The 26,086-nt window shown below is 70.0% G+C and carries 23 protein-coding genes; 22 read left to right on the top strand and 1 reads right to left on the bottom strand.

What is annotated here, in order from left to right; all coding sequences use genetic code 11:
• Positions 1-113: 113 nt before the first annotated feature.
• The 20 genes from AC1DJH_RS24010 to lplT all read left to right on the top strand — a co-directional run bounded on the left by AC1DJH_RS24010 (position 114) and on the right by lplT (position 21,605).
• Entirely contained in the window at positions 114-1,148 is a 1,035-nt protein-coding gene (locus AC1DJH_RS24010; RefSeq protein ID WP_472125583.1) for an ABC transporter substrate-binding protein, read from the top strand.
• On the top strand, positions 1,145-1,669 hold the full coding sequence (locus AC1DJH_RS24005) for a nucleoside deaminase (RefSeq protein ID WP_472125580.1): 525 nt from the start codon (positions 1,145-1,147) through the stop codon (positions 1,667-1,669). Before AC1DJH_RS24010 ends, AC1DJH_RS24005 begins: the two co-directional genes overlap by 4 nt.
• A gap of 85 nt (positions 1,670-1,754) precedes the next feature.
• The gene (locus AC1DJH_RS24000; protein WP_472125577.1) at positions 1,755-2,753 is read left to right on the top strand and encodes a quinone oxidoreductase family protein; all 999 of its coding nucleotides are present in this window, start codon (positions 1,755-1,757) and stop codon (positions 2,751-2,753) included.
• 35 nt (positions 2,754-2,788) lie between these two features.
• Positions 2,789-3,619, top strand: coding sequence for an urease accessory protein UreD (locus AC1DJH_RS23995; RefSeq protein WP_472125574.1), 831 nt, complete (start codon positions 2,789-2,791; stop codon positions 3,617-3,619).
• Positions 3,620-3,831: 212 nt separating this feature from the next.
• A complete protein-coding gene (locus AC1DJH_RS23990) occupies positions 3,832-5,331 on the top strand; it encodes a DUF4331 domain-containing protein (protein WP_478187393.1) in 1,500 nt (499 codons plus the stop codon).
• A 14-nt stretch (positions 5,332-5,345) separates the two neighbouring features.
• A complete protein-coding gene (locus tag AC1DJH_RS23985; protein ID WP_478187392.1) occupies positions 5,346-5,639 on the top strand; it encodes a hypothetical protein in 294 nt (97 codons plus the stop codon).
• Positions 5,640-5,649: 10 nt separating this feature from the next.
• A complete protein-coding gene (locus tag AC1DJH_RS23980; RefSeq protein WP_472125815.1) occupies positions 5,650-6,855 on the top strand; it encodes a hypothetical protein in 1,206 nt (401 codons plus the stop codon).
• Between the two features lie 34 nt (positions 6,856-6,889).
• A complete protein-coding gene (locus tag AC1DJH_RS23975) occupies positions 6,890-8,086 on the top strand; it encodes a HupE/UreJ family protein (protein ID WP_472125814.1) in 1,197 nt (398 codons plus the stop codon).
• A 258-nt stretch (positions 8,087-8,344) separates the two neighbouring features.
• The gene (locus tag AC1DJH_RS23970) at positions 8,345-9,199 is read left to right on the top strand and encodes an STAS domain-containing protein (protein WP_472125811.1); all 855 of its coding nucleotides are present in this window, start codon (positions 8,345-8,347) and stop codon (positions 9,197-9,199) included.
• 12 nt (positions 9,200-9,211) lie between these two features.
• Positions 9,212-9,586, top strand: a complete 375-nt coding sequence (locus tag AC1DJH_RS23965) for an STAS domain-containing protein (RefSeq protein ID WP_435441540.1) — start codon at positions 9,212-9,214, stop codon at positions 9,584-9,586.
• The gene (locus tag AC1DJH_RS23960) at positions 9,576-9,980 is read left to right on the top strand and encodes an anti-sigma regulatory factor (RefSeq protein WP_472125809.1); all 405 of its coding nucleotides are present in this window, start codon (positions 9,576-9,578) and stop codon (positions 9,978-9,980) included. Before AC1DJH_RS23965 ends, AC1DJH_RS23960 begins: the two co-directional genes overlap by 11 nt.
• Positions 9,971-11,047 (top strand): SpoIIE family protein phosphatase, encoded by a 1,077-nt coding sequence (locus AC1DJH_RS23955; RefSeq protein WP_472125806.1) that lies wholly within the window; start codon positions 9,971-9,973, stop codon positions 11,045-11,047. Before AC1DJH_RS23960 ends, AC1DJH_RS23955 begins: the two co-directional genes overlap by 10 nt.
• The gene (locus AC1DJH_RS23950; protein ID WP_472125803.1) at positions 11,044-11,922 is read left to right on the top strand and encodes a sensor histidine kinase; all 879 of its coding nucleotides are present in this window, start codon (positions 11,044-11,046) and stop codon (positions 11,920-11,922) included. Before AC1DJH_RS23955 ends, AC1DJH_RS23950 begins: the two co-directional genes overlap by 4 nt.
• Complete coding sequence (locus AC1DJH_RS23945; RefSeq protein WP_472125801.1) at positions 11,919-13,916, top strand: hybrid sensor histidine kinase/response regulator; 1,998 nt, start codon at positions 11,919-11,921, stop codon at positions 13,914-13,916. The genes AC1DJH_RS23950 and AC1DJH_RS23945 overlap by 4 nt, the downstream gene beginning before the upstream one ends.
• A gap of 159 nt (positions 13,917-14,075) precedes the next feature.
• Positions 14,076-16,517: a catalase gene (locus AC1DJH_RS23940; protein WP_472125798.1), complete on the top strand. Its 2,442-nt coding sequence runs from the start codon at positions 14,076-14,078 to the stop codon at positions 16,515-16,517.
• Positions 16,518-16,614: 97 nt separating this feature from the next.
• The gene (locus AC1DJH_RS23935) at positions 16,615-17,538 is read left to right on the top strand and encodes an iron-containing redox enzyme family protein (RefSeq protein ID WP_472125796.1); all 924 of its coding nucleotides are present in this window, start codon (positions 16,615-16,617) and stop codon (positions 17,536-17,538) included.
• Positions 17,532-18,476, top strand: coding sequence for a methyltransferase (locus AC1DJH_RS23930; RefSeq protein WP_472125793.1), 945 nt, complete (start codon positions 17,532-17,534; stop codon positions 18,474-18,476). The genes AC1DJH_RS23935 and AC1DJH_RS23930 overlap by 7 nt, the downstream gene beginning before the upstream one ends.
• Positions 18,476-19,591: a hypothetical protein gene (locus AC1DJH_RS23925; RefSeq protein ID WP_472125791.1), complete on the top strand. Its 1,116-nt coding sequence runs from the start codon at positions 18,476-18,478 to the stop codon at positions 19,589-19,591. The genes AC1DJH_RS23930 and AC1DJH_RS23925 overlap by 1 nt, the downstream gene beginning before the upstream one ends.
• A gap of 8 nt (positions 19,592-19,599) precedes the next feature.
• Positions 19,600-20,382 carry a GNAT family N-acetyltransferase gene (locus tag AC1DJH_RS23920; protein ID WP_472125788.1) on the top strand — a complete coding sequence of 261 codons (783 nt, stop codon included), beginning with the start codon at positions 19,600-19,602 and terminating at the stop codon, positions 20,380-20,382.
• Entirely contained in the window at positions 20,379-21,605 is a 1,227-nt protein-coding gene (gene lplT / locus AC1DJH_RS23915) for a lysophospholipid transporter LplT (RefSeq protein ID WP_472125786.1), read from the top strand. The genes AC1DJH_RS23920 and lplT overlap by 4 nt, the downstream gene beginning before the upstream one ends.
• Here the strand turns inward: lplT and AC1DJH_RS23910 are convergent.
• Positions 21,593-23,680, bottom strand: a complete 2,088-nt coding sequence (locus AC1DJH_RS23910; RefSeq protein ID WP_478187391.1) for a TonB-dependent receptor — start codon at positions 23,678-23,680, stop codon at positions 21,593-21,595. The two genes, lplT and AC1DJH_RS23910, sit on opposite strands and share 13 nt — an antisense overlap.
• A 209-nt stretch (positions 23,681-23,889) precedes the next feature.
• Here AC1DJH_RS23910 and AC1DJH_RS23905 point away from each other — a divergent pair, with 209 nt between their 5' ends.
• Both AC1DJH_RS23905 and AC1DJH_RS23900 read left to right on the top strand, forming a co-directional pair.
• The gene (locus AC1DJH_RS23905) at positions 23,890-25,119 is read left to right on the top strand and encodes an ABC transporter substrate-binding protein (RefSeq protein WP_472125782.1); all 1,230 of its coding nucleotides are present in this window, start codon (positions 23,890-23,892) and stop codon (positions 25,117-25,119) included.
• 83 nt (positions 25,120-25,202) lie between these two features.
• A complete protein-coding gene (locus AC1DJH_RS23900) occupies positions 25,203-26,078 on the top strand; it encodes a branched-chain amino acid ABC transporter permease (protein ID WP_435440440.1) in 876 nt (291 codons plus the stop codon).
• The last annotated feature ends 8 nt before the right edge of the window (positions 26,079-26,086 follow it).

Here is a 26,086-nt window from a genome sequence, read left to right as displayed (position 1 = left end):
AAGCGTTCAGCTGCGCACGCACCACGAACGTGCGCCGCCCGGAAATTGCTCTTGAAACGCCTCCCGCTTTTTTTGCGGGGGGATTCAAGATCCGAAGATTCCGAGGCCCCACCATGCAACGTCGATTCTTTCTTGCAGCCACCGGCACCACCGCAGCCGCCATCGCCGCTCCCCCCGTCTTCGCGCAGGGCAGCGGCAAGCTCACCCCGCTCAAGTTCACGCTCGACTTCCGCATCAACGGGCAGACCGCGCCCTTCTTCCTCGCGATGACCAAGGGCTACTACAAGGACGAAGGGCTCGACGTGAGCATCGACACGGGCGCCGGCTCGGTCGCCTCCATCACGCGCATCGCCAGCGGCGTGTACCAGCTGGGCCTGGGCGACATCAGCTCGCTGGTGGAGTTCAACGCGCAGAACGCGGGCACGCCGATGGTGCAGGCGGTGTACCAGTACTACAACCGCGCACCGTTCGTGATCATCGGGCGCAAGGACCGCGGCGTGACAGCCGACTTCAAGAGCCTGCAGGGCAAGAAGGTGGCCGCGGCCGCCGTCGAATCGACACGCCGCGCCTGGCCCCTGGTGGCGCGCAAGCAGGGCATGCGCGGCGATGCCTTCCAGTGGCAGACCACCGACTTCAGCGCGCGCGACAACGTGATGGTGCGCGGCGACGTGGATGCCGCCACCTACTTCCACGACTCGGCCGTGTCGCTGTTCGCGCGCATGAAGCCCGAGGAGCTCGCGGTGCTCAAGTACGCCGACGCGGGCGTCAACCTGTACGGCAACGCCATCCTCGCGAGCAGCAACCTCATTGCGCAGAACCCGAAGGTGGTGGCCGCCTTCCTGCGCGCGAGCAACCGCGCCATCGTCGAGACCTTCGCCAATCCGGCGCCCAGCATCGCGGCCATGCGCCAGCGCGAGCCCATCCTCGACGAGAAGATCGAGCTGGAGCGCTGGGGCATCACCGCCCAGTACGTGGGCGCGGCGGACACGCGCGGCCACGGCCTGGGCGACATCCGCAAGCTCACGCTCGAGCAGCAGGTCGACGAAGTGGCCGATGTGTTCGGCCTCAAGGTCAAGCCGGCGTCCGACGCCATCTTCAACACTTCGATGCTCCCATTGCGCAGCGAACGCAATCTCCCCAAGGTATGAACTTCAACAGCTACAACACCACCTACCCCGCCGAAAGCACGCTCGACGAGCGCGACGGGCGCTACCTGCGCAAGGCCATCGTCTGGTCGCACGCGGCACGCCGGCGGGGCAACCGCCCCTTCGGCTCGGTCATCGTCTCGGCCTCGGGCGAAGTGCTGGCCGAGGCCGGCAACAGCAACACCGAGACCGGCGACTGCACCGCGCATGCCGAGGTCAATGCACTGCGCGCGCTGGCCGGGCGCAACATCTCGCGCGAGGAACTGGCCGGTGCCACGCTCTATGCCTCGGGCGAACCCTGCGTGATGTGCGCGGGCGCCATCTTCTGGTCGAACATCGGGCGCGTGGTGTTCGGCATCGACGCGGAACGCCTGCGCGTGTTCCGCGGCGAGCGGCAGGACCAGCGCGATGCCGAGCTGTCGTGCCGCGACGTGTTCCGCGCCTCGCCGCATGCCATCGAGTGCATCGGGCCCGCGCTGGTCGACGAGGCCAGCGCGGCGCACGACGGAGCATGGAAGGTCTGAAAGACCCGCGCCCGCCCGGAACGGCGGCTTCGCTCAGAATCGCGTCGGCCAACCACGGCCCACGAGACAAAGGAGCGAGCCCCTCATGACCCAGCCCACCCAGCCCGCGCAGACCCGCGCCATCCGCGTGACCGAATTCGGCGGCCCCGAGGCCATGCGCCTGGAGACCGTCGACCTGCCCGCGCCCGCCGCGGGCGAGGCGCAACTGCGCCAGACCGCCGCCGGCTTCAACTACATCGACGTGTACCAGCGCAGCGGCAAGTACCCGCTGCCCTCGCCCACCGGCCTGGGCCACGAGGCCACGGGCGTGGTCGAGGCCCTCGGCGACGGCGTGGCCGACCTGAACATCGGCGACCGCGTGGTCTACATGAACGCCGGCGTGGGCGCCTATGCCGAGCGCCGCAACGTGCCGGCCGCCAAGCTGGTGCGCATTCCCGATGCCATCTCCGACGAGGACGCGGCCGCCGTGTTCTTCAAGGCCATGACCGCGCAGTACCTCGTGAAGAAGACGCACGCGGTGCAGCCCGGCGACATCGTGGTGGTGCATGCGGCCGCGGGTGGTGTCGGCCAGATCCTCAGCGGCTGGGCCAAGGCGCTGGGCGCCACCGTCATCGGCACCGCCGGCTCCGCGGCCAAGTGCGAGGCCGCGCGCGCCGCCGGCTGCGACGTGGCCATCGACTATTCGCAGGCCGACTGGGTGCAGCAGGTGATCGACGCCACCGGCGGACGCAAGGCGCGCGTGGTGTACGACTCGGTGGCCAGGCACACCTTCATGGGCTCGCTGGACTGCACCGCGCCCTTCGGCATGGTGGTGCTGTACGGCGCGGCCTCGGGCCCGGCGCCGGCCATCGACCCCGAGCTGCTCAACAAGAAGGGCTGCCTGTTCCTCACGCGGCCTTCGGTGTTTCCGCACAACGCCGACCCTGCCACCTTCCGCGCGAACGCGAAGGACGTGTTCGACGCGATGGCCTCGGGCGCGGTGCGCGCGTCGATCGGCGCGCGCTTCGCGTTGGCCGACGCGGCCGATGCGCACCGGGCCGCGGAAAGCCGCTCCGTGACCGGTGCGATCCTGCTGCTGCCCTGACCAGAACCGGCGGGCACTGCCTCTAGACTCGCTGCATGCCCTGGCACGCCCGTCTCCATCTCGCCTATCAAAACGAGTCCGCCCGCACCGTCGCACGCTTTCGCCACGACGGGCCGCTGCGCATCCTGCAAAGCCTGTACCCCGAGGGCGACACCGTCTGCCACAACGTGCTCGTGCACCCGCCGGGCGGCCTGGTGGGCGGCGACACGCTGGACATCGACATCGAGGCCGCCGGCGGCAGCCACGGCCTCATCACCACACCCGGCGCCTCGCGCTTCTACCGCTCCGAGGGCGAGCTGGCGCTGCAGCGCACGCGCATCCGGCTGGCGGCCGGCGCGCGGCTCGAATGGCTGCCGCTCGAAGCCCTCTGCTACAGCGGCTGCCGGGCGGAGAACCGGCTGTCCATCGAGGTCGCGCCCGGCGCCGAGCTGATCGGCTGGGACGTGACCGCGCTCGGCCTGCCCAACGCCAACCAGCCCTTCGAACGGGGCACCTACCTGCAGCACATCGAGGTGCCCGGCATGTGGCTGGAGCGCGGGCGCATCGACGCGGCCGACCAGCGGCTGCTGCAAAGCCCCATCGGCCTGGGCGGCCACCGCTGCATGGCCTCGCTGTTCTTCGTGGCGGGCACGCCGCTGGCACGCGCGCGGCGCGACGCACTGCTCGCGCAGGCGCGCACGCTGCTCGAGGCGAGCCCCCTGTTCGACAGCGCGGGCGCCACCAGCCCGCATGCCGAAATCGTCGTGCTGCGCGTGCTGGCCCCCGTGGTCGAGCCCGCGATGCAGCTGCTGCGGCAGGTGTGGCAGGCATGGCGCAGCGAGCTGTGGCAGCTGCCCGCGGCCACGCCGCGCATCTGGGCGACCTGAGCGCCCTTGCACCAGCTTCCCTAGAGGCGATCGCGGCCTGACCGCGGGCGCACGCGAGTGCGCCCAACGCGCGGCGCTGGCTATGCACGTAACTACCTACCCGCATTGGCACATCCGGCTGAACTTGTTGCGCGTACTCAGACAGCGCCGGCCTTCGCGCCGCGCAAGTCGTTCGTGCCCATTCCAACATTTCACTATCCGAGGTGACGCCGATGAGATTGCTGCCTACGCCCGTCCGGGCCTGTGTTCTCGCCCTGTGCGCGGTTGCCGCCACAGGCGCATTCGCATCCAGCCACCGCGAGGCGCCCTCCATCGCGGGCATGCCCAAGCTGGACGCCACCGACTTCTACATGTTCCGCAGCTACGAAGCCAACCGACAGGACTTCGTGACGCTGATCGCCAACTACCAGCCCGACCAGAGCGCCTACGGCGGCCCCAACTACTTCACCATGGATCCGAACGGGCTGTACGAGATCCACATCGACAACACCGGCAGCGCGAGCGAGGCGCTCACGTTCCAGTTCCGCTTCACCAACACGCTGCGCGACATCCAGCTGCCGATTTCGGGCAAGCAGGTGTCGATTCCGCTGGTGCAGGCCGGCGCCATCACCGGCCCCAACCAGGCCACCAGCAACCTGCGCGAAACCTTCACGCTCACCGTGGTGCGCGGCGACCGCCGCAAGGGCCAGGCGGCCCCCGTCACCAACGCGGCCAACGGCTCCAACGTGTTCGACCGCCCGACCGACAACATCGGCGAGAAGACCTTCGGTGGCCCGGCCGGCTATGCCGCCTATGCGGCGCAGCACCTGTACAGCGTGAACATTCCCGGCTGCAGCACGCCGGGCCGCGTGTTCGCCGGCCAGCGCAAGGACCCGTTCACCGTGGCCCTGGGCCAGGTGTTCGACCTGATCAACCTCAACCCGCTGGGCACCACCAACGGCAACCCCGACGCGCTGGCGCAGAAGAACGTGTCGACGATGGCGCTCGAAGTGCCCATTTCCTGCCTCACCGCGGGCGGCAACGGCACGATCATCGGCGGCTGGACCACGGCCAGCGCACGCCAGGGCCGCCTGATCGCCAACCCGCCCAAGAGCGGCCACGGCACCACCACGCTCAACGGCGGCGCCTGGGCGCAGGTCTCGCGGCTGGGCATGCCGCTGGTCAACGAGGTGGTCATCGGGTTGAAGGACAAGGACAAGTTCAACAACTCCCGGCCCATGGACGACGGCCAGTTCGCCACCTACGTGACCAACCCCACGCTGCCGGCGCTGATCCAGACGCTCTACCCGAGCGCTCCTGCGCCCACCAACTTCCCGCGCAGCGACCTGGTGGCCGCGTTCCTGACCGGCATTGCCGGCGTGAACCAGCCGGCCAACGTGAAAGCCTCGGAAATGCTGCGCCTGGACACCAGCGTGGCGCCCACGCCCAAGGCGAACCAGAACAACCTGGGCGTGGCCGGCAACGACCTCGCGGGCTTTCCGAACGGCCGCCGCCCGGGCGACGACGTGGTCGACATCGAGCTGCGCGTGGCCATGGGCGCGCTGTGCGTGCTGACCGGCGCCAACGACGCGCTCAAGGTCGGCTGCAAGCCCGCGGACGCACCGGCCGGCGGCGCGCCCATCACCGACGGCGCGCTGCAAAGCCCGGCACAGTTCCCCGCCGCCTTTCCGTACCTGAACCTTCCGCTGCCGGGCGCCGTCAACCCGCTGTGACCCAGAGGCATCCCATGAACAACACACGACTCTTCTCTTGCGCCGCCGGCGCCGTCGTCATTGCCGCGGCCCTGGCCGGCTGCGGCGGCGGTGGGGGTGGCGGCGGGAGCGGCTTCTATCCGTTCCCGGTGGGCACCACCCCGCCGCCGGACAACCAGCCGCCGGTGCAGCTCAGCGCCTACGACGCCTTCGTGGCCTATGTGGTGGCGCTGGTCGCCACGCAGTCCGAGACCGACGACGCGGCCAACGTGGCGCAGTTCGACCCGCCGCCCACCTCGGAGACCAAGGACCCGGTCGCCACGCAGTAGGCAGCGCGCCGTGCGAGCCCGCATCCACTTCGCGCGCGCCGCAGGCGCCCTCGGCCGGTGGCTGGCGCTCCCGACGGCGATGCTGGTGCTCGCCGGCGCGGCGCATGCCGTGCCGCGCGTGCCGGCCAGCGACGACGCGGTGGTGGAAACATTGCCCGCCGTGGCCGGCTGGTCGAGCGAACAACGCCGCCTGCGCCGCGCGCTGGTGCAGCGGCCCGGCGATCCGGCCACCGCCGTCGAGGCGGCGACCACCTACCTGAACCTCGCGCGCGACCAGGGCGACGCGCGCTACGCCGGCTACGCCATGGGCGCGCTGCAGGCCTGGGAGGCCAGGCCCGTGGCCGACACGCCGCCCGCCGTGCTGGTCATGCGCGCCACCATCGCGCAGTTCCTGCACGACTTCGACGGCGCCGAGGCCACGCTCAAGGCCGCGCTGGCGCGCCAGCCCAGCGACGCGCAAGGCTGGATCACGCTGGCCACCATCCTGCGCGTGCGCGGGCGCTATGCCGAATCCGACGCCGCCTGCCGCGCGCTGGGCCGCGCAGGCCCCGCGCTCTACGGCGTCGCCTGCCTGGCCGAGAACGCAGGGCTGCGCGGCAAGCACGACGAGGCGCGCGACACACTGCAGGAGCTGCTTGCCAACCCGGCGCTGGCCGGCACGGCACAGGCGGGCACGCGCCAGTGGCTGTTGACCAGCGTGGCCGAGGTCGAGGAACTCGCGGGCCGCTCCGCCCAGGCCGATGCCGCCTACCGCAAGGCGGTGGCGGCGCAGCGCTCGGGCTACCTGCTGCTGGCCTACAGCGACTACCTGCAGCGCGTGGGGCGGCATGCCGAGATTCCAGGCCTGCTCGCCAAGGAAGCTCGCAGCGATGCCGTGCTGCTGCGGCTGGCCATTGCCGCTGCGGCCGCACGCGACAAGGGGCCCCGGGCCGAGGCCGACGAGCTGCGCCAGCGTTTCGAGGCCTCCGCGCTGCGCCCCGGCACGGCCGCGCTGCATGCGCGCGAAGAAGCGATGTTCGCGCTCGACGTGCAGAACAACCCTAGGCGTGCGCTCGAACTCGCGCGCCTGAACGTCAGGCTGCAGCGCGAACCCATCGACATGCTGGTGTTCGCCCGCGCCGCCGCGGCCGCGAAAGACGACGCCGCGCGCGGCGAGGTGAAGGCCCTGATGCAACAGATCGGACTGAAGGATGCGCGTGTCGATGCGATGCTTTGAACGCGCGGTGCGGGCGGTGCGGGCCGCAAGGGCCATGTGCGCCGCAAGGGCCACATGGGTCGCGTGGACCGCGTGGGCCGTGCCGATGCTGTTGGCGCTGCTGTTCGCAGCCGCCCCGGCGCATGCCCACAAGGCCAGCGACGCCTACCTGCTGCTGCACCGCAGCGGCGACACGATCGACCTGCGCTGGGACATCGCGCTGCGCGACCTCGATGCGCTGCTCGACCTCGACACCAATGCCGACCGCAAGCTCAGCTGGGGCGAGGTGCGCACGCGCCTGGCCGACATCCACGCCTATGCGCTGGCACGCCTGCGGCTGCAGCAGGGCCGGTGCACGCTGGCCGAAGCCAGACCCGCCGCCGTCGAAGACCGCATCGACGGCGCCTACCTCGTGCTGCAGCTGCGCGGCCAGTGCGCCGCCATCGCCACCGGCAGCGCGCTAGACATCGACTACCGGCTGTTCCGCGAGGTCGACCCCACGCACCGCGGGCTGCTGCGCGTGGAAGTCGAGGGCGCCGCCCAGCCGACGGTGCGCTCGCTCGATCCCTCGGCCGGCGCGGTCGCGGTGGCGTGGCCTGGCACGCTCGTGGCAGCTTCCGCCGGTGCATCGGCTCCGTCGTCCGACACGAGCTTCTTTCGCGACGGCATCCACCACATCCTGATCGGCTACGACCACATCCTGTTCCTGGTGTGCCTGCTGCTGCCCGCCGTGCTGCGCCGCCGGCCCGAGGGGTGGGAGCCGGTCATCGGCTGGCGCGAGGCCGTGTGGCCGATGCTGGGCATCGTCACCATGTTCACCATCGCGCACTCGATCACGCTGGCGCTCGCCGGCCTGAAGGTGGTGACCATCTCGCCGCGCATCATCGAGCCGGGCATCGCCATCACCATCATGCTGGCGGCCATCGACAACATCCACCCGGTGCTGCGCGGGCGGCGCAAGCTCTTCAGCTTCCTGTTCGGGTTGATCCACGGCTTCGGCTTCGCGGGTGCGCTGGCCGAGCTCGACCTGCCGCTGCGCGACTTCGTCGTCGCCCTGCTCCAGTTCAACCTGGGCGTGGAAGCGGGCCAGCTCATGGTGGTGGCCATGGTGCTGGTCGCGCTGCTGGCGCTGCGCCACTGGCGGCGCTACCCGCCGCTGGTGCTGCGCGGCGGCTCGGCGCTGGCGGTTCTGGTGGCGGCCATCTGGCTGGGCGAGCGGGTGTTCGACGTGAAGGTGCTGCCGTTTTCCTGAAGCGGCAGGTTCGAATCTGCCGGCGCTGCATGTCAAAAGACGTTGCATCGCCCCGGCCCGCGCGTTAAAGCGGCGCCGTCGTGTAGGTCTTGGCCTACTGAAAATGGCGACGTCCTGTGTTTGCAAACTTCGTTAACTACAGTTTGCAACAGCTACGATCTGCCCAGCGGACGCTACGCATTGCAGCGAGCCGACATTGCGCGTGCTCGCACTTCGGTCGTTTCACGCGGACGCAGCCAAAAATCCAAGAGGAACTTCATGAAGAGCGAATACCAAGCGTTGCTGGACACCCTGCGCGACGAAGAAAACAACGTCGTCGACATCTGGCTCGAGGAAGCCCAGGTCAGCGAACCCGGCGCGCGGCGCGCGGCACAGGCCGAGGCTTTCGACATCCTGCGCCAGCTGTGCGACGGGCTGCAGGCCGGCGGCGATCCGGCACGCCTGGAGGCGCCCGCATGGACCGGGCTGCGCGAAACGCTCGGCGCGCTGTCGAAGACCCGCGCGGCCAAGGGCCAGTCGGTGGCCGAAACGAGCCTGTTCGTGCTCGCACTCAAGAAGCCGCTGTTCGCCGCCATCCAGCGCCGCCTGGGGACCGACGCGGCTGCCATGGCAAGTTCGCTGTGGGCGCTGTCGACCACCATCGACAGGCTGGCGCAGCACACCGCGGGCACGTACCAGCAAGCGCGAGAAGAGATCATTCGCCGCCAGCAGGAAGAGCTGCTGGAACTCTCCACCCCCGTCGTCAAGCTGTGGGACGGCGTGCTCGCGGTGCCGATGATCGGCGTGCTCGACAGCAGCCGCACGCAGATGGTGATGGAAGCCCTGCTGGAGAAGATCGTGGAAACCGGCTCCGAGCTGGCCATCATCGACATCACCGGCGTGCCCACGGTCGACACGCTGGTGGCGCAGCATCTGCTGAAGACGGTGACGGCCATCCGCCTCATGGGCGCGGACTGCATCATCAGCGGCATTCGCCCGCAGATTGCGCAGACCATCGTGCACCTGGGCATCGACCTGCAGGGCGTGCGCACCAAGGCCACGCTGGCCGATGCGCTGGCGCTCGCGCTGCAGCAGACCGGCTGGCGCGTCACGCGCGGCCCGCTCGACAAGTAAGCGGCACCCACCATGGACCGCATTCCAATTCTCCGCATGGGCGACACGCTGCTGGTGACCATCCAGGTCGACATGCAGGACCAGACCGCCCTCACGCTGCAGGACGACCTGGCCAACCGGATCGCCACGACCGGCGCCTCGGGCGTGATGATCGACATCTCGGCGCTCGAGATCGTCGACTCCTTCGTCGGGCGCATGCTCACCAGCATCTCGGGCATTGCCCGCATTCTCTCGGCCACGACCGTGGTGGTGGGCATGCAGCCCGCGGTGGCGATCACGCTGGTCGAGCTCGGGCTGTCGCTCGACGGTGTGAAGACGGCGCTCAACGTGGAGCGCGGCATGGAGCTTCTTCGGCGTTCCCGGCTGGAGAATGTTCTTGGCCATTGACCTCACCGGCACCCTGCCGCTGCTGACCGAGCAGAACATCGTCGCGAGCCGCCAGATGGTGCGCGCCCTGTGCCAGGACCTGAAGCTCTCGCTGGTCGACCAGACCAAAATGATCACCGCCGCCAGCGAGCTCTCGCGCAACACGCTGATCCACGGCGGCGGCGGGCGCATGCGCTGGGAATTCGTCGAGCGCAACGGGCGGCGCGGCCTGCTGCTGCACTTCGAGGACGAGGGGCCCGGCATTGCCGACATGGCGCTCGCACTCACCGACGGGTGGACCAGCGGCAGCGGCATGGGCCTGGGCCTGCCCGGAAGCAAGCGGCTGGTGAACGACTTCGACATCGTGTCGGCGCCGGGCCAGGGCACCCGAGTGAGTATCACCAAGTGGAAGTAGCCGCCACCATCCAGGGCTGGACGCACAGGGCTTTTCCCATGGACGACGCCAGCCGCGTCGGCGAAGCACGGCGGCACGCGGCGCAGGCCGCGGCGGACATGGGTTGGGGCGACGTCGACGCGGGCCGCCTGGCGCTGGTGGTGACCGAACTCGGCACCAACCTCGTTCGCCACGCGAAGAATGGCCAGCTGCTGGTCGCGGCGCGCCCACGGACCGGCACGGCCGGCGAGGCCGGCGAGATCGAGATGATCTGCATCGACGAGGGCCCCGGCATATCCGACATCGCCCTGGCGATGCGCGACGGCCACTCCTCGAGCACCACACCCGGCACGGGCCTGGGCGCGGTGCGCCGGCTGGCGAGCGATTTCGACATTCATTCGTCGGTGCCGCACGGCACGGTGAGCGTAGCCCGCGTGCGCCCGGCCGCGGGCCCGTCCGCGGCGCACGCCGCACGGACCGAGGCTGCGCCGGCATTGCAGATCGGGGCGATTCGACTGCCCGCGCCCCATGAGTCGGTCTGCGGGGACGCGTGGGCAGCCGCAACGCACGGCCCGGAGGGCACACAAACCACCTTCCTGGTGGCCGACGGCCTGGGCCACGGGCCGGAAGCGGCCAAGGCATCGCAGGCTGCGATCGACGCCTTCGCCACGGCACCCGACGCCGATTTGCGCGAGACCGTGCAGCGCGTGCACCGCGAACTCCAGACCACGCGCGGCGCCGCCATGTGCGCGCTGCGCATCGACACCGCGAGCGCCACCGTCACCTACACCGGCGCCGGCAACATCATGGGCCGCGTGGTCTCGGGCGTGTTCGACAAGTCCGTCGTCACCCAGCACGGCACCGCGGGCCTGCAGATCCGGAAGCCCGAGGTCACCTCGCTCGAACTGCCCGCCCATGCGCTGGTGGTGCTGCACAGCGACGGCATCGAGAGTCGCTGGAGCCTCGAGCGCATCCGTCCCCTGCTGCAAAGGGACCCCGCGCTGGTAGCGGCGGTTCTTTTGCGCGACCATACGCGGCACCGCGACGACGCCACCATCGTGGTGATCCGCCAAAAGGAAAACGCATGAACAGCAACGGCCCGGCCGTCTGTGACGACCGCGAAGACGCGCTGGCCGCAAGCCGGCGCGAAGTCGAAGAACTGCGCGAGGAGCTCGAAGAGACCAACCGCGGCGTGGTGGCCTTGTACGCGGAGCTCGACGCCCAGGCCCAGGAGCTCCAGAAAGCCACCGAACTCAAGAGCCGGTTCCTGGCCTACATGAGCCACGAGTTCCGCACACCGATCAACGCGATCCGCAGCATCGCGCGCCTGCTGAGCGACCGCGTGGACGGACCGCTCACGCCCGAACAGGAAAAGCAGGTCGGCTTTGTCGACACCACCGCGACGGAGCTGGCCGACATGGTCGACGACCTGCTCGACCTGGCCAAGATCGAGGCGGGCCGCGTCGACATCTCGCCGGCGTGGTTCGAAATGGTCGACCTGTTCTCGGCGCTGCGCGGCATGTTCCGCCCGGTGCTGCACAACCCGGCCACCGCGCTGATCTTCGAGGAGCCCGAGGGGCTGCCCAAGCTCTACACCGACGACCGCAAGCTCTCGCAGATCCTGCGCAACTTCATCTCCAACGCGCTCAAGTTCACGCCGCACGGCGAGGTGCGCGTCACCGCGATGCGCGTGGGCGACGACGCCATCCGCTTCTCGGTCTCGGACACGGGCATCGGCATCGCGCCCGAACACCACGCCGCGGTCTTCGACGATTTCTCGCAAGTGGATTCACCGGTGCAAAAGCGCCTGCGCGGCACCGGCCTGGGCCTTTCGCTGAGCCGGCAGCTCGCGGTGCTGCTGGGTGGGCGCGTCGAGCTGGCCAGCGAGCTCGGCAAGGGCTCGGTGTTTTCCGTCACGCTCCCGGTGCAGCTGCAGCGCCAGGGTCCGGCCCAGCCGGAATGACCATGCCGCCCGAACCCCTGATCAACACCACGATCGACCGGTCGCGCCACACGATCCTGGTGGTGGACGACAACCCCACCACGCGCTACACGACCTCGCGCGTGATCCGCGCCGCGGGTTTCGAGACGCGCGAGGCCGGCACCGGAGGCGAGGCGCTGGCGTTGGCCTCGCACCAGATTTCCGCCGTGGTGCTCGATGTGCACCTGCCCGACTTCAGCGGCTTCGAGGTGTGCCGCGAACTGCGCATCAAGCCGGCGACCTCCACGCTGCCCGTGGTGCACCTGTCGGCCACCTTCGTGCGCAACGAGGACAAGGTGGCAGGCCTGAACGCCGGCGCCGACGCCTACCTGGTGCACCCGGTGGAGCCCCCGGTGCTGGTGGCCACGCTGCAGGCGCTGATCCGCGCGCGCATGGCCGAGGAAAAGCAGCGCAACAGCGAAGCGCGTTTTCGCGCCATCTACGACCACGCGCCCACGGGCATGGCGCTGATCAACGCCGAGGGCCGGTTCGCCGACGTCAACCCGGCCATGGTCGCCATGCTCGGGCAGTCGCGCGACGCGTTGATCGGCCAGCCGGTCAGCGCCTTCGCGCCGGACGAATGGACGGCCTTCGTGCAAGCCCACACGGCAGACACCCTGCCGGGCACGCCCTCGCCCGCGGCGCCGTGGAAGGGCGAGTTTCCGCTGCTGCGGCAGGACGGCTCGTGGATCCGCCTCGAATGGACCATGTCCGCGCAGATCGACCCGGGCCTGCGCGTGGGCATTGCGCTGGACGTGTCGGAGCGCTTCGAGCTCGAGGGGCGCCGGCGCGAGGTGCTCGAGCGCGAGCAGGCCGCGCGCGCCTCGGCCGAGCGACAGAGCCGCACCAAGGACGACTTCGTGGCCGTGCTCTCGCACGAGCTGCGCAACCCGCTCAACGCCATCGGCGGCTGGGTGCACGTGCTCAAGGTGGGCAACCGCACGCCCGAGCAGATGGAAAAGGGCCTGAACGCCATCGACCGCAGCGTGAAGGCGCAGACGCGGCTGATCGCCGACATCCTGGACGTGTCGCGCATCAGTTCCGGCAAGCTGCGCCTGCACCGCGAATGGATCGAGCCGCGCGGGCTGGTCAGCTCCGCCATCGAGGCGCTGGCCGCGCCGGCGGCGGCCAAGCGCCTGGCCATCGTGTTCGACCAGGCGCCGGCGGACGCACCGGCCTGGCTGGACGCCACGCGGTTCCAGCAGATCGTGTGGAACCTGCTGTCCAACGCCATCAAGTTTTCCGCGGAGGGCGGGCGCATCGTCATCGAGCTGCACCGGGACGGCGACGTGCTCGACCTGTCGGTACAGGACTTCGGCCGCGGCATCAGCCCCGAGTTTCTCCTGCACCTGTTCGACCGGTTTTCGCAAAGCGACTCGCCGGACAACCGCTTCCACGGCGGCCTGGGGCTGGGGCTGTCGATCGTCAAGAACCTGGCGGAGCTGCACGGCGGCGGTGTGTCGGCGCACAGCGAAGGCGAAGGCCGGGGCGCCACGTTGCGCGTGGTGCTCGGCGTGGTGCCGTCCGGCGACGCACCCATCGTGCTGCTGGACGCCCTGGACACGCGCCCCGCGGCGGCCAGCGGCCGCATCCTCGCCGGCCTCGATGTGCTGGTGGTGGAAGACAACGCCGATGCGAGCGAGATCATGACGGTGGTGCTGGGCGACGCCGGCGCCACGGTGCGGATGGGCGCCGACTTCGACAGCGCGCTGCAGCTGTTCGAGCAGAAATGGCCCGACGTGCTGATCAGCGACATCGGCCTGCCGGGGCGCGACGGCTACGACCTCATCCGCGAGGTGCGCCAGCGCGAGCGGGCCCTCGGCAAGCCGCGGCTGTTCTCGGTGGCTCACACGGCCTTCACCCGGCCGCAGGACCACGCCAAGGCGACCGAGGCGGGGTTCGATGCGCATCTGGGCAAGCCGCTGCAGCCGCATGCGCTGCTGGCGCTGATCGGCGGACGGCCCGCGGCGGCGTAAACGGGCCACGTCCTGCGACGAAGCCGCGTCTTCGTTGCGGGGCAACGCCTGGTTACCCGGTTTCAATGTTCGCGCGGCACGGTCCTACATGGGCCGCCCGGGCTGCTCCCTACTGTTCGCATCCCTACCCCGCGATACACACCCCCAGGAGCACCTCACATGGCCACGCGCGCGCCCAAGAACAGCAAACCCACCGGCACTCCCCCCGCTGCCGCCATCGCCACCCAGGCCGCCGCGCGCAACACCGACAGCGCGCCCGCCCATCCCGGCCCCGCCGTCGCGGGCGACCTGCCCACGCAGCGTGCCGCCGACACGCAGGCGCTGGTGGCCGCCATGCCGGCCAACGACAACAAGCCGCTGGAGCACGGCCTGGACAACGCCATGGCACCGCCCAAGGGGCTCACGGCCGAGCCAGCCTCGCGCCTGCCCGGCGGCAGCTCGCTCAGCGAAAGCAACAGCTCGGCCAAGCTCGGCGGCGTGGCGGGCGAAGGCGTGAACGCGACCATCGGCTCGCTGGACCGGGTGCGCGTCGACTCGGCCGGCCAGGTGCTCACCACCAACCAGGGCGTGCCGGTCGCCGACAACCAGAATTCGCTGAAGGCCGGCCTGCGCGGCCCGGTGCTGCTCGAAGACTTCATCCTGCGCGAGAAGATCACGCACTTCGACCACGAGCGCATTCCCGAGCGCATCGTGCATGCGCGCGGATCGGGCGCGCACGGCTTCTTCGAGTGCTACGAGCCGCTCACCAAGCACACCATGGCCGCCCCCTTCCAGGAGGCCGGCAAGATCACGCCGGTGTTCGTGCGCTTCTCCACCGTGGCCGGCGAGCGCGGCTCCAAGGACACCGCGCGCGACGTGCGCGGCTTCGCCGTCAAGTTCTACACCGACGCGGGCAACTGGGACCTGGTGGGCAACAACATGCCGGTGTTCTTCATCCAGGATGCGATCAAGTTCCCCGACCTCATTCACGCGGTGAAGCCCGAGCCGCACCACGGCATGCCGCAGGCCGCCTCGGCGCACGACACCTTCTGGGACTTCGCCGGCCTGATGCCCGAGTCGACCCACATGCTGATGTGGCAGATGAGCGACCGCGCCATCCCGCGCAGCTACCGCATGATGCAGGGCTTCGGCGTGCACACCTTCCGGCTGGTGAACGAGGCGGGCGAGTCGGTGTTCGTGAAGTTCCACTGGCAGCCCAAGCTGGGCACGCATTCGCTGGTGTGGGACGAGGCGGTGAAGATATCGGGCGCCGACCCCGACTTTCATCGCCGCGACCTGTGGGAAGCCATCGACGCGGGCGAGTACCCCGAGTGGGAGCTGGGCCTGCAGATCTTCACCGAGGAGCAGGCCGCGGCCTTCAGCTTCGACGTGCTCGACGCGACCAAGCTGGTGCCCGAGGAACTGGTGCCGGTGCAGGTCGTCGGGCGCATGGTGCTCAACCGCAACCCCGACAACTTCTTCGCCGAGACCGAGCAGGTGGCCTTCTGCACCGCGCACGTGGTGCCGGGCATCGATTTCACGAACGACCCGCTGCTGGCCGGGCGCATCCACTCGTACGTCGACACGCAGATCTCGCGCCTGGGCGGCCCCAACTTCCATGAGCTGCCGATCAACGCGCCCATTGCGCCGGTGCACAACAACCAGCGCGACGGCATGCACCGACAGGCCATTCACCGGGGCCGCGTGGCCTACGAGCCCAACTCGCTGGCCGGCGGCTGCCCGTTCCAGGCCGGGGCGGCGCAGGGCTTCCAGAGCGTGGCGCGCCGCATCGACGTGCAGGAGTCCAGCGACAAGGTGCGCGGCAAGCCCGAGAAGTTCGCCGACCACTACACGCAGGCGGCCCTGTTCTTCGAGAGCCAGACGCCCACGGAACAGGCGCACATTGCGGCCGCGTTCCGCTTCGAGCTGTCGAAGGTGACGGTGCCGGCGGTGCGCGAGCGCATCGTGGCGAGCCTGGTCAACGCCTCACCCGAGCTGGCCGCCAAGGTGGCTGCCGGGCTGGGCATGAAGACCGTGCCCGACCCCCTGCCCCGCGCACTGCAGACGCCGGTCTCGCCCGAGGTGTCGGCGTCGCCCGCGCTCTCGCTGATGGCACGGCCCGGCGACGGCGGCATTCGCTCGCGCAAGATCGCGCTGCTGGTGGCCGACGGCGTGGACGGCGCGTCCATCGCGGCGCTGCAGGCCGCGCTGTTCGGTGCGGGCGCGGTGCCGCGCCTGGTCGCCGCAAGGTTGGGGCCGGTGACCGCCGCCGGCGGCGAGACGCTGGAACCCGATGCGACGATGGAGAACAGCCCCGGTTTCCTGTTCGATGCCCTCGTGCTGCCCGACGGCGCACCCGCGGCCGAAGCGCTCGCGGCGGATGGCCACACGATGGATTTCATCAAGGACCAGTACCGCCATTGCAAGACCATCCTGGCGCTGGGCGCATCGCAGGCATTGCTGGGCGACGCGGGCATTCCGCTCACCCTGCCCGACGGCTCGGCGGACCCGGGCCTGCTGCTGTCGGACGCCTCGCAGGCCAAGACGGTGGCGGCCGAGTTCATTGCGGCCGTGGGCCTGCACCGTCACCCCTCGCGCGACTGCGACCCGCCCCGGGTCTGAGCTCGCCACGGGGGATTTGTAGCCGCTGTCTGACGGACAGCGGCTGCACAAAGGCGCACGCTCGGTTTTTTGCTCCACTGGACGAGAAGGACCGACCATGTCCGCACACGACATCAAGGACCCCGGCCTGCATCCGCCGCTGCCGCCGCCCGCGAAACTCCACCGGCGCCTGGCCCGCTTCAACGCCACGCGCCTGAACCCGGGACAGCCATCGTTGCAATGGCAGGACGACCTTGCACGCGAGCACGAGCACCGCGTGCTGGAAGGCCGGTTCCTCGAAGAGCTGCGTGCCACGGTGCGCTCGGCGGCTTGCGTGTCGGCCGGCAATGCGGGCCACTTCGTCCACTGGTTCGAATCGCTCGCGCACACCGGCCCCGGCCAGGCGCATGCGCTGTTCGACTGGCTGGCACGGGAGGCCACCTTGCCGCAGATGCGCTGGTTCCTCACGCAGGAGGCCGCAGGCGAAGCGGGCTTCGAAGACCTGCTGGCCTACACCCAGGTCAAGCTGCCGCCGCAACCCAAACTGGAGTGCGCGCGCAACTTCTGGGACGAGATGGGCCACGGCAAGCAAAGCGCCATGCACGGCGAGATGCTCGCGCACATGGTGCGCGAACTCGACCTGCACCCGGCCATCGACACCACCGTGTGGGAATCGCTTGCGCTGGCCAACACCATGGTGGGCCTGGCGACCACGCGCCGCTACGCGTACCACGCCATCGGCGCGCTCGGCGTGATCGAGCTCACGGCCCCCGGGCGCGTGAAGCAGGTGGCCGCCGGCATGCGCCGCCTGGGCTTGAGCGGGCGGGCACGCGCCTACTTCGATCTGCACGGCGCACTGGATGTGTCGCACGCGCGCGCCTGGCTGCGCGAGGTGATCCACCCGCTGGTCGACGAGGACCCAGCCTGCGGGCAGTTCATCGCCGAAGGCGCGCTGATGCGGCTCGCGTGCGGCGCGCGCTGTTTCGACCGCTACACCGCGGAGCTGCAAGAACCGCACGCAGAAGAGGCCGTCGCATGCTGAACGCAGCCGCCGTGCTGCGCCAGGTGGCGGCCACCGGCTACCGATTCACGACCGTCACGCCGCTCACCCACCAGCGCGTGCTCGCGCGGCGCGGACGCGAGCCGGGCAACACGCTGCGGGACGTCTTCGGCTGGAACCTGCCGTTCGAAGCGAATGCGCTGCCGCCGGCCCTGCTGGCCGACATGGAACACGCCGGCCTCGTGCGGCGCACGGGCACGCTGCTGCGCAGCACGGTGCGCATCGCCAGCCTGGGCAACGACCTGTTCTTTCATTCGGCCTACCCGACGGTGGAAGAGAACGCGGTGTTCTTCGGGCCCGACACCAGCCGCTTTGCGCGCTTCATTCTTCAGGCGCTCGCCGAGCGCAAGGCGCAGCAGCGCGCACGCGTGCTGGACGTGGGCTGCGGCAGCGGCGCGGGCGGCGTGGCGGTGGCGCGGGCGCTGGCCGCCACGGGCACGCCGGCGCTCGTGGTCATGAACGACATCAACCCGCTGGCGCTGCAGTACGCGGCGGTCAACGCCGAGGCGGCCGGCGTGCCGGTGACGCTGGCGCAGGGCGACGCGCTCTCGGCCGTGGACGGCGACTTCGACCTCATCGTGTCGAACCCGCCCTACCTCGACGACGCCGCGCAGCGCGCCTACCGCCACGGAGGCACCCGGCTCGGGCGGGCGCTCAGCGCGCGCATCGCGACCGAATCGCTCAAGCGGCTGGCACCGGGCGGGCAGCTGCTGCTGTACACCGGCGTGGCGATGGTCGACGGCGAAGACCCGTTCCTGGCCGAGATGCGGCCCCTGCTGGAAGGCTCGGGCTGCGAGTGGTCATATGCGGAGATCGACCCCGACGTGTTCGGCGAAGAGCTGGAACGCTCGGTGTACGCGCACATCGACCGCATCGCGGCTGTCGGGCTGGTCGTGACGCGGCCGCAGGAGCGCGCGTGATGGCGGCCAGGCTCGACCTTGACCTCGACCTCGGTGCGGACACGCTGGACGGCGCAAGCCTGGCCACGGTGCGCGACTGCAGCGTGCTGGAGCGCATGCCCAAGTGGCTCATCTGCGTGCCGCTGGTCGTGCAGTGGCTGTGGCTGTCGCTGCGCTACGGCGGGCCGACGGTGCCGTCGGCGGCCAACCCGCACCTGACCTCGGGCGGGCTGGTGGGCGAAGGCAAGCTGGAGTACTTTCGCGGCATGGGACCGCTGGCGCGCTCGGTCACGGCCGCGCACTGCGCGGTGTTCAACGACGGCGCGGCCACGGCGCAGGCGCTGCAGCAGGCGATGGAACGCAGCGGCCTCGCCTTTCCCGTGGTCGCCAAGCCCGACCTCGGCCTGTGCGGCTACGGCGTGCGCCTGGTGCAGGACATGGCGGCGCTGCAGGCCTACCTGGCCGCGTTCCCCCTCCGTGAAACGGTGGTGCTGCAACGCTACCTGCCGCAGGAAGGCGAGGCCGGCATCTTCTACGCACGCGACCCTGTCACGTGCCAGGGCCGCATCATCGGCCTGGCGCTGCGCTACTTTCCGCGGGTGACGGGCGACGGCCGCAGCACCGTGGCCCAGCTGGTGGCGGCCGACGCGCGGGCGCGCCGCATCGCGCGCTCGCCGCGCCACGAGTGCAGCGTGCCGCACCACAGCGTGCCCGCCGCCGGGCAGCAGGTGCGGCTCGCCACCATCGGCTCGACCCGCGTCGGCGGGCTGTACCGGGACGGCGCGGCGCTGATCACCCCCGAGCTGGTGCGCGCCATCGATGCGGTCGCGCGCGACATGCCCGACTTTCATTTCGGGCGCTTCGACGTGCGCTACGACAGCCTGCGCGAACTGGGTGCAGGGCGCGGCTTCACCATCATGGAAATCAACGGCGCGGGCTCCGAGGCCATCGAGGCCTGGGACCCCGACACCGGCGTGCTGCAGGGCTTTCGCATGGTCTTCGCCAAGCAGCGGCTGCTGTTCGCCATCGGCGCCGCGCAGCGCAAGGCCGGCGTGCGGCCCATCGGCCTGATGGCGCTCGCGCGGCTCAACCGGCGGCAGAACCGCCTGGTCGAGCGCTACCCGCCCTCCAACTGAGTTGCCGCATGCACACGGACACCTCTGCCACGCCCGTGCTGGAAACCCGCTGGGCCGCTTGCGAAGACGACGTGCGCGACGCGCAACGCCTGCGCTACCGCGTGTTCGCGCAGGAGATGGGCGCCCGCCTGACGCCGCCCGAGGGCACGCCGAGCGGGCTCGATGCCGACCGCTTCGATGCCTTCTGCGACCACCTGCTGGTGCGCGCGGTGGACCCGGTGCATGGCCCCGGTCCGCTCATCGGCACCTACCGCGTGCTGACACCCGAGGCGGCGCGGCGCGCGGGCGGCTTCTACACCGACACCGAGTTCGACCTGTCCCCGCTCGCGCCGCTGCGCGGCCGCGCGCTGGAACTGGGCCGCTCGTGCGTGGACGCGCAGTGGCGCACGGGCAGCGTGATCATGGCGCTGTGGACCGCGCTGGGGCAGTACATGGTCGAGCACCGGCTCGACACCATGATCGGCTGCGCCAGCATCGGCCTGGACGAACAGGGCCTGAGCGCGGCGCGGCTGTGGCACCGGCTGTGCCGCACGCACCTGGTCGAGGAGCGCTGGCGCGTCGAGCCCCGCATCGCGCTGCCGCTGGACGCCGAGGCTCACCCCGACGACCACGGCGACACCGCGCCCCCCGCACCACCGCCGCTCATCAAGGGCTATCTGCGCTGCGGCGCCCGGCTGCTCGGCCCGCCCGCGCTCGACGTCGCGTTCAACACCGCCGACCTGCCGCTGATGCTGCGCATCGGCGAGCTGTCGCCGCGCTACCGGCAGCACTTCTTCGGCGTGGCCGCGTGACCGAACCCGTGCAACCGGTGCAGGCGTCGGCGCGCTCGCGGCGCGCGCTGCGCTCGGTGGTGGCGGCGCAGTTCTTCAGCTCGCTGGGGGACAACGCGCTGCTGATCGTTGCCATCGGCCTGCTCATGCAACGCCACGCGCCGGGCTGGATGACCCCGGCCCTGCGCGTGTTCTTCTATCTTTCCTATGTGCTGCTGGCCGCCTTCGCGGGCGCGGTGGCCGACGCCGCGCCCAAGGGCCGCGTGCTGATGGTCTCCAACCTGGTGAAGCTGGGCGGCTGCGCGCTGCTGGTGTGGCATGTGCAGCCGCTGGTGGCCTATGCCCTGGTCGGCCTGGGCGCGGCGGCCTATTCGCCGGCCAAGTACGGCATCCTTCCGGAGCTGCTGCCGCAGGACGAACTGGTCCGGGCCAACGGCTGGGTCGAGGCGAGCACGGTGGTGTCGATCCTGTTCGGCGTGGCACTGGGCGGCGCGCTGGCGAACAAGGGCCATGCACTGCCGGCCATTGGCGCGGTGTACCTGCTCGCGGCCCTGTGCACGCTCTCCATTCCGCACAGCCCGGCGCGCAACCGCGCGGCGCTGGCGCATCCGGGCGAGCTGGTGCGCGATTTCGGGCACTCGCTGCGGCTGCTGTGGCGCGATGCCGATGCACGCATTTCGCTGGCCGTGACCAGCCTGTTCTGGGCGGCTTCGGCCACGCTGCAGTTCCTGGTGCTGCGATGGGGCGCCGAGCGCCTGGGGCTCACGCTGTCGCAAGGCGCGCTGCTGCAGATTGCGGTGGCGGTGGGCATGGTGGCCGGCGCCATGGGCGCGGCGCGCTGGTTCCCGTTGCAGCGCGCCATGCGCGCGCTGCCGCTGGGCGTGGCGCTGGGCGCCGTGGTCATGGCGATGACGCTGGTCACGCAAACCGTGCTGGCCTCCGTGATGCTGGTGGTGATCGGTGCGCTGGCCGGCCTGCTGCTGGTGCCGATGAACGCCTTGCTGCAAAGCCGCGGGCTGCTGCGCATGCATCCGGGCCAGTCGATCGCGGTGCAGAACGCCAACGAGAGCACCGCCTCGCTGGCCATGCTCGCCGTGTACGGCGCGCTGGTCTGGCTCGACGCCCCGCTGCTGCCCACGCTCGCGGGCTTCGGCGGCTTCCTGGTGCTGGCGATGGGCGCGATCTTTCTGTGGTCGCGCCGGCTCGGGGCCTCACGCGAGGCGCTCGCCGTTCAGAAGGTGTAGCGCGCGCTCACCCGCACCGTGCGTGGCTCCATGGGGTGCACATGGCGGTCGTTCACGCCGCCGTTGCAGCTGCCACCGGCCACCTCGCCGGCCGTGCACGAGGCGTAGTAGTACTCGATGTCGTTGCCCTTGCGGCCCGCCAGGTTGAACACGTCCAGGCCCAGCGTGAGCTGACGGTTCACCGCATAGCGTGCGCCGAAGTTCAGCAGCGTGGTGGCGCGCGAGCGCACCGTGTCGAGCGTGTCCAGCGCACGCGGCCCCATGTAGCGCAGCCGCAGCGACGCGGTCAGCGGGCCCTCGATGTAGGTGATGCCGGCCGCGACCACGCGCTCGACAGCGTTGTCCACGTGGTTGCCTTCACCCTGCGGTGCCGCGCCCTTGAAGCGCGCACGCGACAGCGCGCCGTCCACCTCGAGCCGCCAGGCGCGGTCGAACTTCCAGCGCAGCGTGGCCTCGATGCCGCGCCGCGTGCTGGCGCGGCCGGGCTCGGTGGTGCCGGCGTCGCCGACGTAGACCAGCTCGGAAGCCAGGCCGAGCTGCCACAGCGCCACCGTGGCCGTGAGGTCTTCGTTCGGCTGGAAGCGCCAGCCGACTTCGGCGCCGCGCCCCTTCACCAGTGCGGGCACGCGGTCGGCCGGCAGGCCGCTGCGCGGGTCGGTGGTGATGGTGGCGCCGCGCACGTCGTTGCTGTGAAAACCCACGCCCGCGTTGAAATAGAACTCGTGCGCCGGCGTGGGCGCGAAGGCCAGGCCGAACTTGGGGCTCAGCTGCGCGTCGTGCCCCTTGCCGCTGTTGAGCGGCCCATACACCGGCTCTCGGCCCTGCACGTCGTAGCGCAGCGCGTCGCCGCGCAGGCCCACGTAGGCGCGCCAGCGCTCGCTGAAGTTCACCAGCTGCTGGCCGTACACCGAGAACAGGTCCTGCGACACCCTGTCGTTGCGCACCGTGCCCAGGCGCTGGCGCGCCTCGGTGTCGTAGAGCCCCACCTCGGCGATGCGGTCGCCGCGCCACTGCGCGCCGAAGCTCAGCAGGCCGTCGAGCCCCGCGATCTTGTTGCCCATCGAATGCGAGCCCTGCGCGCCGAAGATGCGGCGGCGGTCGGTCTGCTCGAACTGGTCGCCGTTGACGGGGTTGTTCAGGAAGTAGGTGAAGTCGGAGAACAGGTCGAAGCGGTAGTCGATGGCGAAGGCGCTGAACTCGGTGTCGCCGTCGGGTCCCTTGTCGAACCATTTGCCCGACAGGCTGATGCGTTGCGTCTTGCCGCCGTCGGTGGGGTTCAGGCTGCCGAAGCGCGGCAGCGCGCCACTGTCGACGAGCCGCTCGGGCACCTGGTCGGTCGAGGTCCAGCTGCTCTTGTAGGCCATGCCTGTGAGGCTGAAGCCGCGCGTGGGCGAGCCCTGCGAGTAGCGCAGCACGGCGTTGGCCTTCTTCAGGTTCTCGGGCACGTTCCACGGGCCGTTGTTGCCTTCGAGCTCGACGGCGCCGAGCCAGGTCTGGTCGTCCACCGTGCGCGAGCCCGCGGCCAGCAGCCGCTTGAAGTCGTGCGAGCCCACCGTGAGCTCGGCAAAGGGCGCCTCCAGCGCGCTGAAGTAGTCGAGCGACGCGCTGCCCGCCAGGGAGAAGTCGCCGCTTTGCGCAAAGTACGGGCCCTTGCGGTAGCGCACGCCCGACACCAGCTCGGGCATCAGGAAGTTGAGGTCGGCATAGCCCTGCCCGTGGCCGTGCGAGGGCATGTTGACCGGCATGCCGTCCACCGTCACCGCGAAGTCGGTGCCGTGGTCGAGGTTGAAGCCGCGCAGGAAGTACTGGTTGGCCTTGCCGTCGCCCGAGTGCTGCGTGGCCACCACGCCGGGCACGGCCTCGACGATGTCGCCGGGCCGCAGCTTGGGCCGCGACTGGTACGACTCGCGCTCCACCGCCCCTTCGCTGGCGCTGTCGGCCGTGCCGATGGCGGTGTCGCGCGGGCCGACGACCTGGATCTCGGGCAAATGATTCTGCTGGGCGCAGGCGGCGGCGCTGCCGAACAGGGCGCCGAGCAGCCAGGGCCGCGTGGCCGTGCGGGACGGAAGGTTCATGGGGCGGGTGTCTCCTGCGTTTGTCGGGGTGCCGCGCGGGGCGGGTACAGCGCTTACGCGGGGAACCGCCGGACGGATGTGGTGGGCCCGGCTAGGGTTGTCACTCTCTGGCGCTGAAGGGTTATCGACTATGTTTTGCAGGCTTCGTGCTTGCGCGTCGTCCCTGTCGTTCCGACCCAGACTTTCACAACACCGTTGGAGACCTTTCCATGCAATTCCGATTCAAGCTGCTGGCCCTGAGCAGCGCTCTCGCCCTTTCGGCCGCCGCCTTCGCGGCCGATCCGATCAAGATCGGCGTGGACGGCCCCTACACCGGCGGCTCGTCCTCGATGGGCGTGAGCATGCGCGACGGCGTGCGCCTGGCCGCGGAGGAAATCAACAAGGCCGGCGGTGTGCTGGGCCGCCAGATCCAGCTGATCGAACGCGACGACGAAGCCAAGAACGAACGCGGCGTGCAGATCGCCCAGGAATTCGTCAACAAGGAAAAGGTGGTGGCGGCCGTGGGCTACATCAACACCGGCGTGGCGCTGGCCTCGCAGCGCTTCTTCCAGGACGCGAAGATTCCGGTGCTCAACAACGTGGCCACCGGCTCGGTCATCACGCACCAGTTCGACAAGGACCCCGAGAACTACGTCTTTCGCAACGCCGCGCACGACAGCATCCAGGCGCCGATGATCGTGGAAGAAGCCATCGTGCGCCGCGGCTACAAGAAGGTCGCGATCCTGGCCGACTCCACCAACTACGGCCAGCTCGGCCGCGAAGATCTGGAGCGCGCGCTCAAGAACAAGGGCATCACGCCCGTGGCGGTCGAGAAGTTCAACATCAAGGACGTCGACATGACTGCCCAGCTGCTCAAGTCGAAGGAAGCCGGCGCCGAGGCCGTGCTCACCTACGGCATCGGCCCCGAGCTGGCCCAGATCGCCAACGGCATGACCAAGCTGGGCTGGAAGGTGCCGATCATCGGCAGCTGGACGCTGGCCATGGCCAACTTCATCGACAACGCCGGCCCCGGCGGCGACGGTGCGCGCATGCCGCAGACCTTCATCCAGGAGCCGACCACGCCCAAGCGCAAGGCCTTCATCGAAGCCTTCCTTGCCAAGTTCAAGCCCAAGAACAACCGCATGGATTCGCCGGTGTCGGCGGCGCAGGGCTACGACTCCATCTACCTGCTGGCCGCCGCGATCAAGCAGGCCGGCAGCACCGACGGCCCGAAGATCAAGGCGGCGCTCGAAGACCTGCAGGCGCCGGTCGAAGGCGTGGTGACCACCTACAACAAGCCCTTCACCAAGACCGATCACGACGCCATCACCGCCAACATTCCAGTGTTCGGCGAGGTCAAGGGCGGCCGCGTGGTCTTTGCCAGCGCCGACGACCAGAAGAGCGCCGGCACCGTGCGCATGAAGGACGTGGCGGCCAACGACGCCCTGCTGAAGAAGTAAGCACCGGCGCGAGCGCCGGCGCCGCCCCGGGGCCTGTTCCCGCGGCGGCGCATTTTTTGGTCCATCGCTTTCCTCGAGCCGCCATGCAAATCCTCACCCAACTCATCTTCAGCGGCATTGCGCTGGGCATGATCTATGCCGTCATCGCGTTCGGCTACCAGCTCACCTTCGCCACGTCGGACACCCTGAACTTCGGCCAGGGCAACGCCCTGATGCTCGGGGCCATGGTCGGCCTCACGCTGGTGAACATGGGGCTGAACTACTGGCTGATGATTCCGCTGGTGTGCCTGTTCGGCGCCTTCCAGGGCACGGTGGTGGAGCGCATCGCGGTGCGCCCGGCCATCAAGATCAAGTCCGAGTTCGGCTGGATCATGTCCACCATCGCGCTGGGCATCATCTTCACCAACGTGGCGGAGAACGTGTGGGGGCGCGACGACCTGAAGTTTCCGTCGCCGCTGCCCGAGTCGCCGCTGCACTTCCTGGGCGCCAACGTGCTGCCGATGGAAATCCTGGTGGTCATCGGCGCGCTGCTCATGATGCTGGCGGTGGAGCTGTTCAACCGCCGCTCGATCTACGGCAAGGCCGTGGTCGCGACCTTCAACGACCGCGACGCCGCCAAGCTCATGGGCATCAACACCGGCCTGGTCATCACCTTCTCGTATGCGTTGTCGTCCATGACGGCGGCCTTCGCCGGCGTGCTGATCGCGCCGCTCACCCTGACCGGCGCCTCGATGGGCGCGGTGCTCGGCCTGAAGGCCTTCGCGGTCGCCATCATCGGCGGGCTCACCAGCGGCATGGGCATCGTGGTGGGCGGGATCATTCTCGGCATTGCCGAGACCACCACCGGCTTCTACCTGAGCACCGGCTACAAGGACGTGCCCGGGCTGGTGCTGCTGCTGATCGTGCTCGCCGTGCGCCCCTCGGGGCTGTTCGGCAAGGCCGCCATCAAGAAGGTCTGAGCAACACA

The organism is Variovorax sp. 10N412 (assembly GCF_056394985.1).
The sequence above is the reverse complement of the archived record's forward strand: the minus strand, read 5'-3'. Positions and strand labels throughout refer to the sequence as shown.

Coding starts and splice junctions, on each gene's coding strand:
- AC1DJH_RS23935 (WP_472125796.1), top strand. CDS start 16,615: ATGTCCGCACACGACATCAAGGACCCCGGCCTGCATCCGCCGCTGCCG.
- AC1DJH_RS24000 (WP_472125577.1), top strand. CDS start 1,755: ATGACCCAGCCCACCCAGCCCGCGCAGACCCGCGCCATCCGCGTGACC.
- AC1DJH_RS23925 (WP_472125791.1), top strand. CDS start 18,476: ATGGCGGCCAGGCTCGACCTTGACCTCGACCTCGGTGCGGACACGCTG.
- AC1DJH_RS23905 (WP_472125782.1), top strand. CDS start 23,890: ATGCAATTCCGATTCAAGCTGCTGGCCCTGAGCAGCGCTCTCGCCCTT.
- AC1DJH_RS23940 (WP_472125798.1), top strand. CDS start 14,076: ATGGCCACGCGCGCGCCCAAGAACAGCAAACCCACCGGCACTCCCCCC.
- AC1DJH_RS24005 (WP_472125580.1), top strand. CDS start 1,145: ATGAACTTCAACAGCTACAACACCACCTACCCCGCCGAAAGCACGCTC.
- AC1DJH_RS23930 (WP_472125793.1), top strand. CDS start 17,532: ATGCTGAACGCAGCCGCCGTGCTGCGCCAGGTGGCGGCCACCGGCTAC.
- AC1DJH_RS23900 (WP_435440440.1), top strand. CDS start 25,203: ATGCAAATCCTCACCCAACTCATCTTCAGCGGCATTGCGCTGGGCATG.
- AC1DJH_RS23990 (WP_478187393.1), top strand. CDS start 3,832: ATGAGATTGCTGCCTACGCCCGTCCGGGCCTGTGTTCTCGCCCTGTGC.
- AC1DJH_RS23985 (WP_478187392.1), top strand. CDS start 5,346: ATGAACAACACACGACTCTTCTCTTGCGCCGCCGGCGCCGTCGTCATT.
- AC1DJH_RS23945 (WP_472125801.1), top strand. CDS start 11,919: ATGACCATGCCGCCCGAACCCCTGATCAACACCACGATCGACCGGTCG.
- AC1DJH_RS24010 (WP_472125583.1), top strand. CDS start 114: ATGCAACGTCGATTCTTTCTTGCAGCCACCGGCACCACCGCAGCCGCC.
- AC1DJH_RS23970 (WP_472125811.1), top strand. CDS start 8,345: ATGAAGAGCGAATACCAAGCGTTGCTGGACACCCTGCGCGACGAAGAA.
- AC1DJH_RS23950 (WP_472125803.1), top strand. CDS start 11,044: ATGAACAGCAACGGCCCGGCCGTCTGTGACGACCGCGAAGACGCGCTG.
- AC1DJH_RS23910 (WP_478187391.1), bottom strand. CDS start 23,680: ATGAACCTTCCGTCCCGCACGGCCACGCGGCCCTGGCTGCTCGGCGCC.
- AC1DJH_RS23975 (WP_472125814.1), top strand. CDS start 6,890: ATGTGCGCCGCAAGGGCCACATGGGTCGCGTGGACCGCGTGGGCCGTG.
- AC1DJH_RS23920 (WP_472125788.1), top strand. CDS start 19,600: ATGCACACGGACACCTCTGCCACGCCCGTGCTGGAAACCCGCTGGGCC.
- AC1DJH_RS23995 (WP_472125574.1), top strand. CDS start 2,789: ATGCCCTGGCACGCCCGTCTCCATCTCGCCTATCAAAACGAGTCCGCC.
- AC1DJH_RS23965 (WP_435441540.1), top strand. CDS start 9,212: ATGGACCGCATTCCAATTCTCCGCATGGGCGACACGCTGCTGGTGACC.